This window comes from Streptomyces sp. NPDC102402, assembly GCF_044765765.1.
In the GTDB taxonomy this organism is placed as follows: domain Bacteria; phylum Actinomycetota; class Actinomycetes; order Streptomycetales; family Streptomycetaceae; genus Streptomyces.
On the sequence record NZ_JBIWKR010000013.1, the window covers coordinates 75916 to 91959 of the forward strand.

Annotated in this window: 14 protein-coding genes; 13 read left to right on the top strand and 1 reads right to left on the bottom strand. The window is 71.0% G+C overall.

What is annotated here, in order from left to right:
* Positions 1-19: 19 nt before the first annotated feature.
* The 7 genes from ACIRJR_RS29115 (at position 20) to ACIRJR_RS29145 (ending at position 8022) form a co-directional block, all read left to right on the top strand.
* On the top strand, positions 20-583 hold the full coding sequence (locus tag ACIRJR_RS29115) for a GNAT family N-acetyltransferase (protein WP_403786053.1): 564 nt from the start codon (positions 20-22) through the stop codon (positions 581-583).
* Positions 584-816: 233 nt separating this feature from the next.
* A complete protein-coding gene (locus ACIRJR_RS29120; RefSeq protein WP_403786055.1) occupies positions 817-1410 on the top strand; it encodes a CGNR zinc finger domain-containing protein in 594 nt (197 codons plus the stop codon).
* A gap of 122 nt (positions 1411-1532) precedes the next feature.
* Positions 1533-2120: a sigma-70 family RNA polymerase sigma factor gene (locus tag ACIRJR_RS29125; protein ID WP_403786057.1), complete on the top strand. Its 588-nt coding sequence runs from the start codon at positions 1533-1535 to the stop codon at positions 2118-2120.
* Positions 2117-3001: a zf-HC2 domain-containing protein gene (locus tag ACIRJR_RS29130; protein WP_403786059.1), complete on the top strand. Its 885-nt coding sequence runs from the start codon at positions 2117-2119 to the stop codon at positions 2999-3001. Before ACIRJR_RS29125 ends, ACIRJR_RS29130 begins: the two co-directional genes overlap by 4 nt.
* Before the next feature lie 84 nt (positions 3002-3085).
* Positions 3086-5455: a HelD family protein gene (locus ACIRJR_RS29135; protein ID WP_403786061.1), complete on the top strand. Its 2370-nt coding sequence runs from the start codon at positions 3086-3088 to the stop codon at positions 5453-5455.
* A 449-nt stretch (positions 5456-5904) separates the two neighbouring features.
* Positions 5905-7338: an NAD-dependent malic enzyme gene (locus ACIRJR_RS29140; protein WP_403786063.1), complete on the top strand. Its 1434-nt coding sequence runs from the start codon at positions 5905-5907 to the stop codon at positions 7336-7338.
* Positions 7339-7740: 402 nt separating this feature from the next.
* A complete protein-coding gene (locus ACIRJR_RS29145; protein ID WP_403786065.1) occupies positions 7741-8022 on the top strand; it encodes an HU family DNA-binding protein in 282 nt (93 codons plus the stop codon).
* Positions 8023-8381: 359 nt separating this feature from the next.
* On the opposite strand, the gene murA is transcribed toward ACIRJR_RS29145, so the two are convergent.
* Positions 8382-9722: a UDP-N-acetylglucosamine 1-carboxyvinyltransferase gene (murA, locus tag ACIRJR_RS29150; protein WP_014155976.1), complete on the bottom strand. Its 1341-nt coding sequence runs from the start codon at positions 9720-9722 to the stop codon at positions 8382-8384.
* Positions 9723-10008: 286 nt separating this feature from the next.
* On the opposite strand from murA, the gene ACIRJR_RS29155 reads away from it, so the two are divergent.
* The 6 genes from ACIRJR_RS29155 to ACIRJR_RS29180 all read left to right on the top strand — a co-directional run bounded on the left by ACIRJR_RS29155 (position 10009) and on the right by ACIRJR_RS29180 (position 15945).
* Complete coding sequence (locus tag ACIRJR_RS29155) at positions 10009-10569, top strand: YqgE/AlgH family protein (protein WP_103760433.1); 561 nt, start codon at positions 10009-10011, stop codon at positions 10567-10569.
* A gap of 30 nt (positions 10570-10599) precedes the next feature.
* A complete protein-coding gene (locus ACIRJR_RS29160) occupies positions 10600-10899 on the top strand; it encodes a DUF3039 domain-containing protein (RefSeq protein WP_014155978.1) in 300 nt (99 codons plus the stop codon).
* 280 nt (positions 10900-11179) lie between these two features.
* The gene (locus tag ACIRJR_RS29165; protein ID WP_403786067.1) at positions 11180-12484 is read left to right on the top strand and encodes an extracellular solute-binding protein; all 1305 of its coding nucleotides are present in this window, start codon (positions 11180-11182) and stop codon (positions 12482-12484) included.
* A gap of 2 nt (positions 12485-12486) precedes the next feature.
* Positions 12487-13458 carry a carbohydrate ABC transporter permease gene (locus ACIRJR_RS29170; RefSeq protein ID WP_403786069.1) on the top strand — a complete coding sequence of 324 codons (972 nt, stop codon included), beginning with the start codon at positions 12487-12489 and terminating at the stop codon, positions 13456-13458.
* The gene (locus ACIRJR_RS29175; RefSeq protein WP_403786071.1) at positions 13455-14303 is read left to right on the top strand and encodes a carbohydrate ABC transporter permease; all 849 of its coding nucleotides are present in this window, start codon (positions 13455-13457) and stop codon (positions 14301-14303) included. Before ACIRJR_RS29170 ends, ACIRJR_RS29175 begins: the two co-directional genes overlap by 4 nt.
* A 1-nt stretch (position 14304) precedes the next feature.
* The gene (locus ACIRJR_RS29180) at positions 14305-15945 is read left to right on the top strand and encodes a beta-N-acetylhexosaminidase (RefSeq protein ID WP_403786073.1); all 1641 of its coding nucleotides are present in this window, start codon (positions 14305-14307) and stop codon (positions 15943-15945) included.
* Positions 15946-16044: the final 99 nt, after the last annotated feature.

Genomic DNA, 16044 nt, shown 5'->3' on the forward strand with positions numbered 1-16044 from the left:
ACGGCGTTACGGTGCGGGGATGATCAATGACATCCATCCCCTGGCCGACGGGGTCCGGCTGCGGCCCGTGCGCATCGAGGACGCCGGGTCCTTCGCCGCGACGATGACCCGCAGCCGCGCGTACATGCGGCGCTGGGAGCCCGTGCGCCCCGAAGTCTTCTACACCCCGGAGGGCCAGGTCCAGCGGCTCACCGGGCTGCTGGCCGACCGGGAGACGGGGCGCGCGATGCCCTGGGCGCTGGTCGACGACGAGGACCGGGTCGTGGGGGCCATGACCCTGGCCTCCATCGAGCGCGGGCCCTTCCGCAACGCCCGGCTCGGCTACTGGATCGACGTCGACCGGGCGGGCCGGGGCCTGGCCACGGCGGCCGTCACCCGGGTCTGCGAACTGGCCCGGGACGGGCTCGGGCTCCACCGGATCGCGGCAGGGACGGTCCTGGACAACATCGCCTCGCAGCGCGTCCTGGCCAAGTCCGGGTTCGAGCTGTACGGCACGGCGCCGCGCTACCTCCACATCAACGGTGCGTGGCAGGACCACCGCATGTTCCAGCGGATCCTGCACGACGGCCCTCCGCAGGGCTGAGCGGCGCCTCACGGGAGTGCCGGTGGCCGGCCGACTCCGCGAGCAGCGCCGGTATGTCGTCGTGCCGCCACCGGCGCAGGAGCGGGGCCCCCGTCGGCGTCACCGTCCCGTCGATCACGCGGACGCGGTACGGCGGTGTCCCGGGGCCGGCTGGAGGGGTTCCGGGCCGGGCCGGATGCGGGCACTCTGGGGGTGGCTTCCCCCTGGGCTACCCCTGAGGCGGTGACGGGCTCATGACGGCGGGCACGGGTGCGTACGTCCGGCGGTTCGACTCCGGCCGCCTCTGCCTGGACCTGGTGGCGACGGGGGCGGAGGCCTCCGGTGCGTACGAGCGGCTCGGCTCCCCGGAGCTCCTCGCCGAGTGGCTGGTGGCCTCGCGGCTGGTGCCGTGCGGGACTCCGCTGTCGGCCGTCGACGACTCCTGGGTGGCGCGCTTCCGGGAGTTGCGCACGTGTGTGGACGGACTGATGACGGCCCAGCTGACCGGCGGCAGGGCCGACGAGGCCCTGGAACGGGTCAACGCGCTCGCGGCGGGCGCCCCGCCGGGCCTGCGGGCCGTGCGGGCCGAAGGCGGGGTGCTCGTACGGACGCTGAGCGCCGATCCGGCGTGCGGGGCGCTGCTCGCCGCGGTGGCCCGGGACGCCGTGGACCTGCTGACGGACCCGGTGGCGCGGGCCGGGCTGCGCAGGTGCGAGGGGGACGCCTGCGGGCGGCTCTACCTGGACACCTCGCGGGGGCGACGGCGCCGCTGGTGCTCCAGCGAGGTCTGCGGCAACCGGGAGCGGGTGGCCAGGCACCGTCGGCGTGTCAGGGCCGTCCGGTCGTGACCGTCGCGAACGGTCCCAAATCCTCACCCGTGAAAGAAAGTTGCGCGCTCGTTGAATGAACCCGCGTCCACTTCCGTACCGATGGCCACAGAGCTCGACAGGGTCTCGACCGGGAGGTTCGTGTGCGCAAGGATGCGGCCGTGGCCGATGACCGTCCGCACAGGGCTCGACATCGCGGTACCCCGCCCCGCTCTCCCTCGGACGTTCCCGACGAGGAGCTGATGCGGGCGCTCTACCGCGAACACGCCGGCCCGCTGCTCGCGTACGTCCTGCGGCTCGTCGCGGGGGACCGCCAGCGGGCCGAGGACGTGGTGCAGGAGACGCTCATCCGTGCCTGGAAGAACGCCGGTTCGCTCAACCGGGCCACCGGCTCCGTCCGACCCTGGCTGGTGACGGTCGCCCGGCGCATCGTCATCGACGGGCACCGCAGCCGGCAGGCCCGGCCACGCGAGGTCGATCCGTCGCCGCTGGAGGTCATCCCCGCGGAGGACGAGATCGACAAGGCGCTGTGGCTGATGACCCTCTCGGACGCGCTCGACGATTTGACCCCGGCCCACCGGGAAGCATTGGTCGAGACCTACTTCAGGGGCCGTACGGTCAACGAGGCCGCGGAGGTGCTCGGCATCCCCAGCGGGACCGTGCGGTCCCGGGTGTTCTACGCACTCCGTTCCATGAAGCTCGCACTCGAGGAGAGGGGGATCACGGCATGAGCGACGGCGAGTGGCAGCCGTTCGGGCCCCGGCCGGCCGGCCGCCGCGGCCCCGTGGACCCTTCGGGACCCACCGGGCCCCCGGACACGTCCGACGGTCTCTTCGGCCTCTCCGCCGAGGGGCCGGGGCACGACGCCGCGGGCGCCTACGTGCTGGGCGTCCTCGACGACGCCGAGGCGACCGCCTTCGAGGCCCATCTGGCCGGATGCGCGCTGTGTGCCGCCCATCTCGACGAATTCGCCGGGATGGAGCCCATGATGGCCATGCTCGCGGAGGCGCCCGCCGCCGTCCCGGGCGCGCGACCCGTCCCCCATGTCCCGGAGCGCCCGGCGCCCCGGCTCCTGGACGGCCTGGTCGACGAGGTCGCGCGGAAGCGGTCACAGCGCCGCAGGCGCACCCGGTTCCTGATCGCCGCGGCGGCGGTCCTCGTCATCGGCGGCCCGGTGGCCGCGGTCACCGCCACGGCCGGGGACGATCCGGTCCGGCGGACCGAGGCGGCCGACCCGCATCCCACGAGCCCGGCCGAGGACGCCTTCTTCCACCACATGCCGGAGAAACTGCGGGCGACCGATCCGGTCACCCGGGTGGACGCCACGGTCGGCATGGAGCCCAAGGCGTGGGGCACCCATACGGTCCTGCAACTGAAGAACGTCAAGGGCCCGCAGAAGTGCAGCCTGATCGCCGTGTCCCGGACCGGCGAGGAGGAGGTCGTCACCTCCTGGTCCGTGCCGGAATGGGGATACGGGATCGAGGGCTCCTCGCACGCGAGCGCCGCGCGCCCGCTCTACGTGCACGGGGGCGCGGCGATGGCGCGCGGGGACATCGACCACTTCGAGGTCCGCACCTTCGACGGAGAGCGGCTGGTGGAGATCGACGCGTAAACGCGATCTTGTCGGCAGGTGCGCCGGGGGCCCCCTTTCGCGTACGGTTGACGGCTGCCCGATGCACGTCAGAAGGGGGCCTCGGTGGCCGCGCAGGATGCCGCTGTCGATTCGTTGCGGGACCGGGAAATCGGTGTCGAACAAGAACATCTGGACCGGGTCTACCACCGCCTCGAAGAGAAGATCGACGAGGCGGAATTTCTCATGCAGGACGCCAGCAAACGGGGCCAGGTAGGCACCCCCGGGGCGCTCGCCGAGCGGGACGCCCAGGTGTTCCGCGCCGGTGTCCATCTCAACCGGCTGAACAGTGAGTTCGAGGACTTCCTCTTCGGGCGCATCGACCTGCTGCGCGGCAAGGACGGCGAACGCGGCCCGGACGGCGCCTTCACCTCCGTGGAGACGGCCGACGACGCGGTGGGGGAGGACAGCACCGCCGACATCGCCGAGACGCTCCACATCGGCCGCATAGGAGTGCTCGACTCCGACTACGCGCCGCTGGTGATCGACTGGCGCGCTCCGGCCGCCGCGCCGTTCTACCGCTCGACGCCCAAGGAGCCGGGCAGGGTCGTGCGCCGCCGGGTCATCCGCTCCAAGGGCCGCAAGGTCCTCGGGGTCGAGGACGACCTCATGCGCCCGGAGCTGACCGCGTTCCTGAGCGGCGAGAAGCTGCCCGTCATCGGTGACGGGGCCCTGATGGCCGCGCTGGGCCAGGCCCGCAGCCACACCATGCGGGACATCGTCTCGTCGATCCAGGCCGAGCAGGACCTGGTGATCCGCGCTCCCGCGGCCTCCGTCACCGAGGTCTCCGGCGGACCGGGCACCGGCAAGACGGCGGTGGCCCTGCACCGGGCCGCGTACCTGCTCTACCAGGACCGGCGGCGGTACGCGGGCGGCATCCTCGTCGTCTCGCCGACCCCGCTCCTGGTGGCGTACACCGAAGGGGTGCTGCCCTCGCTCGGCGAGGAGGGCCAGGTCGCGATCCGCGCGGTCGGATCACTCTCCGACGAGGCTGCCGGGGCCGAGGGGGCGACCACGTACGACGAGCCCGCCGTCGCCCGGATCAAGGGCTCGTCGCGGATGCTCCACGTGCTGCGCAAGGCGTCCCGGGGGGCGCTGGAGCAGCTCGCGCCCAAGCCCGCCCCCCAGGAGGGGCAGCTGGAGTTCGGAGAGGCCCCGGCGGAGGCGGGCACCCCCACCCGGCTGAGGGTGGTGGCCTTCGGTGCCCGTGTCGAACTCGAGGCGGACGAGCTGCGGCGGATCCGGCACAACGTCCTCGGCGGCACGGCCCCCGTCAACATGCTCCGCCCGCGCGCCCGCAAACTGCTCCTGGACGCCCTGTGGAACAAGTCCTCGGGCCGCGGCCGCTACACCGACCCCGAGCTGGTCGCCGAGCTGCGCTCCTCGTTCGACGAGGACGTGTCCACGGAGACCCCCTTCCTCACCTTCCTGGACGCCTGGTGGCCGGAGCTCACCCCTCGCCAGGTGCTGGCCGCGCTCTCCGACGAGCGGCGGCTGAGCAGATGGGCGCGCCGGATCCTGAACCAGGGCGAGGTGCGCCGCCTCGCCCGTTCGCTGCGACGGCTGGACGGGGACGGCAAGGGGCCGCTCTCCGTCCACGACGTGGCGCTCCTGGACGAACTGCAGATGCTGCTGGGCACCCCGGCCCGTCCGAAGCGGAAGCGGGAGGCCGACCCGCTGGACCAGCTGACGGGTCTGGAGGAGCTGATGCCGCAGCGCGAGGAGACGCAGCGCGAGCGGGCCGAGCGGCTGGCGGCCGAGCGCACCGAGTACGCCCACGTCATCGTCGACGAGGCGCAGGACCTGACGCCGATGCAGTGGCGGATGGTCGGCCGCCGCGGCCGGCACGCGACCTGGACGATCGTCGGCGACGCGGCCCAGTCCTCGTGGTCGGACCCGGACGAGGCGGCGGCCGCCCGTGACGAGGCGCTCGGCAACCGGCCGCGGCGCCACTTCACCCTCACCGTGAACTATCGCAACCCCGCGGAGATCGCCGCGCTCGCGGCCAAGGTGCTCGCGCTGGCCATGCCCGGGATGGAGTCCCCGGCCGCGGTCCGCTCGACCGGCGTCGAGCCGCGCTTCGAGACGGTGCGGGACGGGGACCTCGCCTCCACGGTCCGCGAGGAGGCGCGCAGGCTGCTCACCCAGGTGGACGGCACCGTCGGGGTGGTCGTCGCGATGAACCGCCGCGCCGAGGCGCGCGCCTGGCTGGAAGAGCTCGGCGAGCGGGTCGTGGCGCTGGGCAGCCTCGAGGCGAAGGGCCTGGAGTACGACGCCACGGTGGTCGTCTGCCCCGCGGAGATCGCCGACGAGTCCCCGGCGGGACTGCGGGTGCTGTACGTGGCACTCACCCGTGCGACGCAACAGCTCACCGTCGTCTCCGGGGAGCGCGACATGCCGGACGAGGACGGTGTCCCGGACCTCCTGAGGGACTGAGAGGGGGCGGCCGGTGTCCCGCGTGCGGAGTGAATTCCGAGTCAACACGTCGCGCGGGAATCACTTCTCCGGGGTCTTTGTTAGCCTGGTGTCGGCACCGGTTCGATCCAAGCCCCCGGGCCCAACCTTCGTCGCTACGAGCGACCACTTGCCGCGAGGCGAGCATGGCGGGCCGGTGCCACCTACGTGAAGAAGACAGACCCGCGTCACCTGCTGGTGGCGCGGGTCTGTTTCTGTTTCCGGGGACGCCGGCATCGCCCGCCTCCGGAGTTTCACAGCCGGTCCGGGGTTACGTGGAACGACTACTTCTCGTATGGTGGAAAAAAGTTTCCGAAAGGTGGCAGTCATTACCTGCTACCGGCCGGTAGGTGCGACCATCGGAACGCACGTGCGGGGCCCCGTCCCCGCCGCGTGCGGCAACGAAGCTCAGGAAAGCGAAGGACTCGGCCATGGCAACGGCGCCCAGCGTCTCGTACTCGATGACGGTCAGGCTGGAGGTGCCCGCGAGCGGCACAGCGGTCTCCCAGCTCACCACGGCCGTGGAGTCCTCCGGAGGCTCGGTCACCGGCCTCGACGTGACCGCTTCCGGCCACGAGAAGCTTCGGATCGACGTCACGATCGCGGCGTCCTCGACCTCGCACGCGGACGAGATCGTCGAGGGGCTGCGCGACATCGAGGGTGTCGTCCTCGGCAAGGTCTCCGACCGTACGTTCCTGATGCACCTCGGCGGCAAGATCGAGATGGCGTCCAAGCACCCCATCCGCAACCGTGACGACCTCTCGATGATCTACACCCCGGGTGTGGCGCGGGTCTGCATGGCGATCGCGGAGAACCCCGAGGACGCCCGCCGTCTCACCATCAAGCGCAACTCCGTCGCGGTGGTCACGGACGGCTCGGCCGTCCTCGGCCTCGGCAACATCGGCCCGATGGCCTCGCTCCCCGTGATGGAGGGCAAGGCGGCCCTCTTCAAGCGCTTCGCCGGCATCGATGCCTGGCCGATCTGCCTGGACACCCAGGACACCGACGCCATCGTCGAGATCGTCAAGGCGATCGCCCCGGGCTTCGCGGGCATCAACCTGGAGGACATCTCCGCACCCCGCTGCTTCGAGATCGAGGCGCGGCTGCGCGAGGCCCTGGACATCCCCGTCTTCCACGACGACCAGCACGGCACCGCCATCGTCGTCCTGGCGGCGCTGACCAACGCGCTGCGTGTGGTGGGCAAGGGCATCGGTGACGTACGGGTCGTCATGTCCGGTGCCGGAGCGGCCGGTACGGCCATCCTGAAGCTGCTGATCGCCGCGGGCGTCAAGCACACGGTCGTCGCCGACATCCACGGTGTGGTGCACGCGGGCCGCGAGGACCTGGTGGACGCCACCCCGGACTCCCCGCTGCGCTGGATCGCCGACAACACCAACCCCGAGGGCGTCACCGGCACCCTCAAGGAGGCCGTCGTCGGCTCCGACGTCTTCATCGGCGTCTCCGCCCCCAACGTCCTGGACGGCACCGACGTGGCGGCCATGGCCGAGGGCGCCATCGTGTTCGCGCTCGCGAACCCGGACCCTGAGGTGGACCCGGCAATCGCCCGTGAGACGGCGGCTGTTGTGGCCACCGGGCGCTCCGACTTCCCGAACCAGATCAACAACGTCCTGGTCTTCCCGGGTGTCTTCCGCGGCCTGCTGGACGCCCAGTCCCGCACCGTCAACACGGAGATGATGCTCGCCGCCGCGCGCGCCCTCGCGGACGTCGTTGCCGAGGACGAGGTGAACGCGAACTACATCATCCCGTCGGTCTTCAACGACAAGGTCGCGGGAGCCGTCGCGGGTGCCGTACGGGAGGCCGCGAAGGCGGCCGGAGTCGCCGAGTCCGCGAGCGACCCGGCGTAGGACCCCGCGTCCGGACAGCCCCGTCACACGCCGTCCGCGGGGGTCGGCCACGGCTCCCGCGGACGGTGCCGTAGGTCACGTCCGGGCGCTCCGTACGGCGCGTCGCGGGTCGCGGCGTCCCAAACGCCCCTTTAGGGTGGGCGGGCAGCGAGCCCCACAGGCCCGGCATCCGCTGCGGACCGCTCCAACAAGTCGACGGAACGTCATCACGGCCATGCGGTGGTGCTTTTCGTGTGACGCCGAGGGGTTCCGGATTGGCGTTAGCGCCGCAGGTGGGGGCAGGATGCGTATTCGGGCGCGAGGGTCTGACATCAGACCCGGGTCCGGGGGCTGTCAGAGGGCCCTGGCAGCATCGGCTTCGATCTCACGCCTCACAGGCAAGAAGAACACGGGAGTACAAACATGAACCGCAGTGAGCTGGTGGCCGCCCTGGCCGACCGTGCCGACGTGACCCGCAAGGACGCCGACGCCGTTCTGGCCGCTCTCGCCGAGACCGTCGGCGAGATCGTCGCCAAGGGCGACGAGAAGGTCACCATCCCCGGCTTCCTGACCTTCGAGCGCACCCACCGTGCCGCTCGCACCGCTCGTAACCCGCAGACCGGCGACCCGATCAACATCCCGGCCGGCTACAGCGTGAAGGTCTCCGCGGGCTCGAAGCTCAAGGAAGCCGCCAAGGGCAAGTAAGTCCCCCTGGGCACCAAGAAGGGCGGCCGTCCCGACCGGGACGGCCGCCCTTCGGCGTGTCCGGAGCCGTTCCGGGAGCCTTCGCTCCCGCGCACACCGCCCGTGCGGGCGCTGTGAGGCGGGCTGCGCCGCCCGGCACCCCCGGGCGGGCCCCCGAGGCGGACACACGTCGCGTTCGGCCCTGTACGGGCGTTCTGCGGCGCCCGTGCACACGAGGGCCGGGTGCCCCGACGAGGGCGACGGGGCGGACACCGAAAAGCCCGCCGCCCCGGTCCCTCGTGAGGGAGCCGGGGCGGCGGACCGTGGTGCGGGGGTGCGCAGTGCTGTGTGCGGCAGCACTGTGCGCGCGGGGCGCGCTCTCAGACGAGTGAACCGCCCGGCAGCTCGACCTTCGCGCCGAGCTTCTCCAGCTTGTCCATGAAGTTCTCGTAGCCGCGGTTGATCAGGTCGATGCCGTGCACCCGGGACGTGCCCTGGGCCGCCAGCGCCGCGATCAGGTACGAGAACCCGCCGCGCAGGTCGGGGATGACCAGATCCGCGCCCTGGAGCTTCGTCGGCCCGGACACGACCGCCGAGTGCAGGAAGTTCCGCTGCCCGAATCGGCAGTCGGAGCCCCCGAGGCACTCACGGTAGAGCTGGATGTGCGCACCCATCTGGTTGAGCGCCGAGGTGAAGCCCAGCCGGGACTCGTAGACCGTCTCGTGGACGATCGACAGGCCGGCCGCCTGGGTCAGGGCCACCACGAGCGGCTGCTGCCAGTCGGTCTGGAAGCCGGGGTGGACGTCCGTCTCCAGGGCGATGGCGTTCAGCGCGCCGCCCGGGTGCCAGAAGCGGATGCCCTCGTCGTCGATCTCGAAGGCGCCGCCCACCCGGCGGAAGGTGTTGAGGAAGGTCATCATCGAGCGCTGCTGGGCGCCGCGCACGTAGATGTTGCCCTCGGTCGCCAGTGCGGCGGACGCCCAGGAGGCGGCCTCCAGGCGGTCGGGGATCGCCCGGTGCGTGTAGCCGTCGAGCCTGTCGACACCCGTGATCCGGATGGTCCGGTCGGTGTCCATGGAGATGATCGCGCCCATCTTCTGCAGTACGCAGATGAGGTCCTCGATCTCCGGCTCGACGGCCGCGTTGGACAGCTCGGTGACGCCCTCGGCGAGGACGGCGGTCAGCAGGACCTGCTCGGTGGAGCCCACCGACGGGTACGGCAGCCGGATCTTCGTGCCCCGCAGCCGCTGCGGGGCCTCCAGGTACTGGCCGTCCGCCCGCTTCTCGATGGTCGCGCCGAACTGGCGCAGCACCTCGAAGTGGAAGTCGATCGGCCGTCCGCCGATGTCGCAGCCGCCGAGCCCCGGGATGAAGGCGTGGCCCAGCCGGTGCAGCAGTGGGCCGCAGAAGAGGATCGGGATGCGCGACGAGCCCGCGTGGGCGTCGATGTCGGCGACGTTCGCGCTCTCGACGTGCGACGGGTCGAGGATGAGTTCGCCCGGCTCGTCGCCGGGGCGGACGGTCACGCCGTGCAGCTGCAGAAGTCCCCGGACCACCCGCACGTCGCGGATGTCGGGAACGTTGCGCAGCCGGCTGGGCCCGCTGCCGAGCAGCGCGGCGACCATTGCCTTCGGCACCAGGTTCTTGGCGCCTCGGACGCGGATCTCGCCCTCCAGCGGGGTTCCGCCGTGGACAAGCAGGACATCGTCTGTGCCGGTCATGAATCTCGCGTTCCGGAGTGGTCGGGCAGGGGGCCATCAAAAGGGTAATGGGCTTCCGCCCCCCTTCAGTAAGCCACCGGGGTGCATACGAACGTCATGACTCCGCCACAACACGTTCCGCTGCCCCCGCCTTGCGGAGGGTCACCACCCTCACGGGCCCCGCGGGCGTGCGCTCCCCGTGCACCCGTACCACGGCCGTGCGCCCTGAGCTGCGGGCGGAGCCCGTCCCGGACCGGGCGGGCCACTTGGCACCCGCTGAGGGCGAAGATGCGGGATCATCTGTGCCATGACGGAGGTGTCCTCGCTCACAGGACGGCTGCTCGTGGCCGCACCCGCCCTGGCGGACCCGAATTTCGACCGTGCGGTGGTGCTGCTCCTCGATCACGACGAGGAGGGCTCGCTGGGCGTCGTCCTGAACCGGCCCACCCCGGTCGGCGTCGGGGACATCCTGGCGTCCTGGGCCGGTCTGGCCGGCGAGCCGGACGTGGTCTTCCAGGGCGGCCCGGTCTCCCTGGACTCGGCGCTGGGCGTGGCCGTGATCCCCGGGGACGAGGGTCCTCTGGGCTGGCGCCGGGTGCACGGGGCGATCGGCCTGGTCGACCTGGAGGCCCCGCCGGAGCTGCTCGCGGCGGCGCTCGGTTCGCTGCGGATCTTCGCCGGATACGCGGGCTGGGGGCCCGGCCAGCTGGAGGCGGAACTGGCCGAGGGTGCCTGGTACGTGGTCGAGTCGGAGCCCGGTGACGTCTCCTCGCCCCGCCCGGAGAACCTCTGGCGGGCGGTTCTGCGGCGGCAGCGCAGCGAGCTGGCCATGATCGCCACGTATCCGGACGACCCTTCGCTGAACTGATGCACGGAGCTTTCAGTACGCTTGGCAGTTATGAGCACTCTTGAGCCCGAGCGCGGGGCAGGTACGGGGACCCTCGTGGAGCCGACACCTCAGGTGTCGAACGGCGACGGCGACCACGAGCGCTACGCCCATTACGTCCAGAAGGACAAGATCATGGCGAGCGCCCTGGAGGGCACTCCCGTGGTGGCGCTGTGCGGCAAGGTCTGGGTCCCGGGGCGCGACCCCAAGAAGTATCCGGTCTGTCCCATGTGCAAGGAGATCTACGAGTCCATGGGCGCCGGCGGCGACAAGGACAAGGGCAAGGGCGGCAAGGACAGCGGCAAGAAGTAGTCCGTCCGGCTCCCTTTCCAGGACCTTTCCGATCTGACCCCGGCCCCCGGGACACGCGGCGACGCGTGCCCCGGGGGCCGTTCGCATGCCCCTGAGCACCCGGGTGCCGTCCGCCCCGGCCGGGGCGGCGACGGGCGCGCGTTGCACGGGCTGCACCGCGTGGTCACAGAGTGGTAGAGACCACTTGTCGGCGTGCGGACGCGCCCTTAGTCTCCTGCCAGTTGTGCAGAACGAAACGTACGTTGCATAGAATGCAACGAATGACCGGTAGGGGTCCCGGATGAAGCTTTCTGCCCGAATTGCCGCTCCGGCCGCGGCCCTTGTGCTGGCCGGCCTCACCGCCACCGCCTGCGCGCCGGGGACCTCCGGCACCGGCGCCGAGGGTGACGAGAAGACCGGCACGCTCCGTGTCTGGCTCTTCCAGGAGGTCGGCAACAAGCCCAAGGAGAAGGTCGTCGACGCCGCGGTCGCCGACTTCGAGAAGTCCCACGAGGGTGCCGAGGTCGAGGTCGAGTACATACCCGTCGACACCCGGGCCCAGCGCATCAAGGCCGCCTTCAACGACCCGAAGAGCGCCCCCGACCTCATCGAGTACGGCAACACCGACACCGCCGGATACGTGAAGGACGGCGGACTGGCCGACGTCAGCGAGGAGTTCGCGGCCTGGGACGAGGCCAAGGACACCGACCCGACCGCCAAGCAGTCCGTGACGGTGGACGGCCAGGTCTACGGGGCGCCGCTCTTCGTCGGCGTACGCGCGCTGTACTACCGGACCGACGTCTTCGAGGAGCTCGGCATCGAGCCCCCGAAGAGCCAGGACGAACTGATCTCCACGGCGAAGAAGATCCACCAGGAGAAGCCGGACCTCTACGGCCTCGCCGTCGGCGGCGCGTACACCTACGGCGCGATGCCCTTCATCTGGGCGCGGGGCGGCGAGCTGGCCGACGAGACCGGCGTGACCTACAAGTCCGCCATCAACAGCGAGAAGGCCCGCAAGGGCATCGAGGCCTACACCTCCCTCTTCGGTGACGACAACTGCCCGGCGGCCAAGTGCGCGGCCATGGGAGGCAACGCGACCGTCACCGCCTTCGCCTCCGGCAAGGCGGCCATGGCGATCGGCGGCGACTTCAGCCACGCCGCCGTCGAGGCGGGCACCGTGAAGGGCGAGTACGCCGTCGTGCCGCTGCCCGGTGTGACGAAGGGCTCGATCGCCCCGGCCTTCGCCGGCGGCAACAACATCGGCGTACTCAAGAGCACTTCGCACCGCACCCTCGCCGTCGACCTGATGAAGTCGCTGACCGGCAAGAAGACCCAGGCGAAGATGTTCGACGCGATGGGCTGGCTGCCGACGTACACGGACGTGCTGGGCACGGTCGCGGAGAAGGAGCCCTTCGTCGGCCCCTTCGTCGAGACCCTCGGCGCGGGCGCGAAGTTCGTCCCCGCCTCGCCCGCCTGGGGCCAGATCGACGCCTCCCTGGTCCTGCCGACCATGTTCCAGGAGATCGTCAGCGGCCGTAAGGACGTGGACGCCGCCTCGGACGACGCGGCGAAGAAGATGGACGCGGCGTTCGCCGAAGCGGGCTGACGATGACCGCGGACACCACCCTCCACAAGGCAGCCGCGAGGCCCGGGGCGAGCGGGGCACCTGCCCGAACGCCCCGGCGCCGCCCGGCGTCACCGGCGCGGCGAGGCGGCTGGACCCCCTGGCTCTACCTGCTCCCCGCGCTCGTCCTGCTCGGCGGACTCCTGGTCTACCCGATCTACCAACTGGGCCTGATCTCCTTCCTGGAGTACACCCAGGCCCAGGTCAGCGGCGGCCGGCCGACCACCTTCCAGGGCTTCGGCAACTACGCCACGCTCTTCGGCGACAGCCAGTTCTGGCAGGTGCTCCTCGCGACCGTGCTCTTCGCCGCGGCCTGCGTGCTCGCCACCCTGTTCACCGGCTGCGCGCTGGCCGTCCTGCTGACCCGGGTCCGGGCCGTCCCCCGGCTCGCACTGATGCTGGCCGCCCTCGGGGCCTGGGCGACCCCGGCGATCACCGGCTCGACCGTCTGGGTCTTCCTCTTCGACCCCGACTTCGGCCCGGTCAACAGGGTGCTGGGGCTCGGCGACTTCTCCTGGACCTACGGCCGCTACAGCGCCTTCGCCCTGGTCCTCCTCGAAGTGCTCTGGTGCTCCTTCCCGTTCGTGATGGTGACCGTGTACGCGGGCATCCGCGCGATCCCCGCCGAGGTGCTGGAGGCGGCCTCGCTCGACGGTGCCTCGCAGTGGCGGACCTGGCGGTCGGTCACGGCCCCGATGCTGCGGCCGATCCTGATCGTCGTGACCATCCAGTCCGTCATCTGGGACTTCAAGGTCTTCACCCAGATCTACGTCATGACCAACGGGGGCGGCATCGCCGGCCAGAACCTGGTGCTCAACGTGTACGCGTACCAGAAGGCCTTCGCGTCCTCCCAGTACAGCCTCGGATCGGCGATCGGCGTCGTGATGCTCGTGATCCTGCTGGCCGTCACGCTGGTCTATCTGCGCCTGGTGCGGCGCCAGGGGGAGGAACTGTGAGCGCGCGTACGCTTCTGCGGGTCCGCCGGCCGGGAAGGCTCGCGGCGGAGGCGGCGGCCCTGGTCATCGCCGTCGTCGTCGCCTTCCCGCTGTACTGGATGGTGCTCTCCGCCTTCAAGCCGGCAGGCGAGATCCAGTCCACCGAGGCCCGCCCCTGGACGCTGGCCCCGTCCCTCGACTCGTTCCGCCGGGTCTTCGAACAGCAGGAATTCGGCCGCTACTTCCTGAACAGCCTGGTCGTCGCCGGCACCGTCGTCATCGCCTCCGCGCTGATCGCCTTCCTCGCCGCCACGGCCGTGACCCGATTCCGCTTCAAGTTCCGCACCACACTGCTGATCATGTTCCTCGTGGCGCAGATGGTGCCGGTCGAGGCACTGACCATTCCGCTGTTCTTCCTCATGCGGGACTTCGGACAGCTGAACACCCTGGGATCGCTGATCCTGCCGCACCTCGCCTTCTCGCTGCCGTTCGCGATCTGGATGCTGCGCGGCTTCGTCAAGGCCGTCCCGGAGGCGCTGGAGGAGGCCGCGTACATCGACGGCGCGAGCCGCACACGCTTCCTCTGGCAGATCCTCTTCCCGCTCGTCCTCCCCGGCCTCGTGGCGACCAGCGTCTTCTCCTTCATCTCGACCTGGAACGACTTCCTGTTCGCGAAGTCGTTCATCATCAGCGACACCTCGCAGTCGACGCTCCCCATGGCGTTGCTGGTCTTCTTCAAACCCGACGAGAACGACTGGGGAGGGATCATGGCGGCCTCGACGGTGATGACCGTGCCCGTGCTGGTCTTCTTCGTCCTCGTACAGCGGCGCCTGGTCTCCGGACTGGGCGGAGCGGTAAAGGACTGACATGCACCACCTGATTCCGGCACCCGCGCACACCGGCGGCGAGGACCGCGGCGGACTCCTCCTCGACGGGTCCACGACCCTCACCGCCGGCCCCGGCACCGACGGCACGGAGCGCTGGCTCCGCACCACCCTCGGGGCCGCCTTCGGCCTGCCACTCGCCCCGGGTGCCGCGGGCGCCGAAGCGACCGCGAACACCATCGAGTTGCACATCGACCCCTCCCTGGAGCCCGAGGGCTACCGGCTGGGCGTCTCACCCGCCCGGGGCGTACGGATCACCGGCGGCAGCGCGGCCGGAGTGTTCTGGGGTGCCCAGACCCTCCGTCAGCTCCTCGGTCCCGAGGCGTTCCGCCGGGCGCCCGTCCGCACCGGCGCGAGCCGGACCATCCCGTTCACGGAGATCGAGGACGGCCCCCGCTTCGGCTGGCGCGGGCTGATGCTCGACGTGGCACGGCACTTCACGCCCAAGGACGGCGTGCTGCGCATGCTCGACCTCCTGGCCGCCCACAAACTGAACGTCTTCCACTTCCACCTCAGCGACGACCAGGGCTGGCGCGTCGAGATCAAGCGCCACCCCCGGCTCACGGAGGCCGGCGCCTGGCGCGCACGCACCAAATACGGCCACCGGGCGTCCGAACTGTGGGACGAGACCCCGCACGGCGGCTTCTACACGCAGGACGACATCCGCGAGATCGTCGCGTACGCCGCCGAACGGCATATCCGGGTGGTCCCCGAGATCGACATCCCGGGCCACTCGCAGGCAGCCATCAGCGCGTATCCGGAACTGGGCAACACCGACGTCATCGACACCTCCGCGCTTTCCGTGTGGGACACCTGGGGCGTCAATCCGAACGTACTCGCACCCACTGACACCACCCTGCGGTTCTTCGAAGGGGTCTTCGAGGAGATCCTCGACCTGTTCCCCGCCGACACCTCGCCCTTCATCCACGTCGGGGGTGACGAATGCCCCAAGGACCAGTGGAAGCAGTCGCCGGCCGCGCAGGCCCGGATCACCGCTCTCGGCCTGAAGGACGAGGACGAGCTCCAGTCCTGGTTCATCCGGCACTTTGACCGGTGGCTCGCCGACCGGGGCCGCCGCCTCATCGGCTGGGACGAGATCCTGGAGGGCGGCCTCGCCGAGGGCGCGGCCGTGACCTCGTGGCGGGGGTACGCGGGCGGGATCGCCGCCGCCGAGGCCGGGCACGACGTCGTGATGTGTCCCCTGCAGCAGGTGTACCTGGACTACCGTCAGGACGGCGGCCCCGACGAGCCGATGCCCATCGGCTACGTCCGCACCCTGGAGGACGTCTACCGCTTCGAGCCCGTGCCCCCCGCCCTCTCCGAGGAGGCCGCCGGTCACGTCATGGGCACCCAGGCCAACGTCTGGACCGAGGTCATGCAGAACCAGGACCGTGTGGACTACCAGGTGTTCCCCAGGCTCGCCGCCTTCGCCGAGGTCGCCTGGTCCCGTCTCCCGGCCCCCGGGGAGCGGGACTTCGCCGACTTCGAGCGGAGGATGACCACTCACTACACCCGGCTCGACGCCCTTGGCGTCGCCTACCGGCCGCCCACGGGCCCGCGGCCCTGGCAACGCCGCCCCGGCATCCTGGGTCGCCCGATCGAGGGACCGCCCCCGACCGTGTGACCGCCACCGGACGCGACGGCCGGGGGAACCGGATAAGTCGTACGAACGCGCTGAAGGGTGGCATTCCGTGCGCGGGGCAGAAGGTCTGCCAAAGGTGAC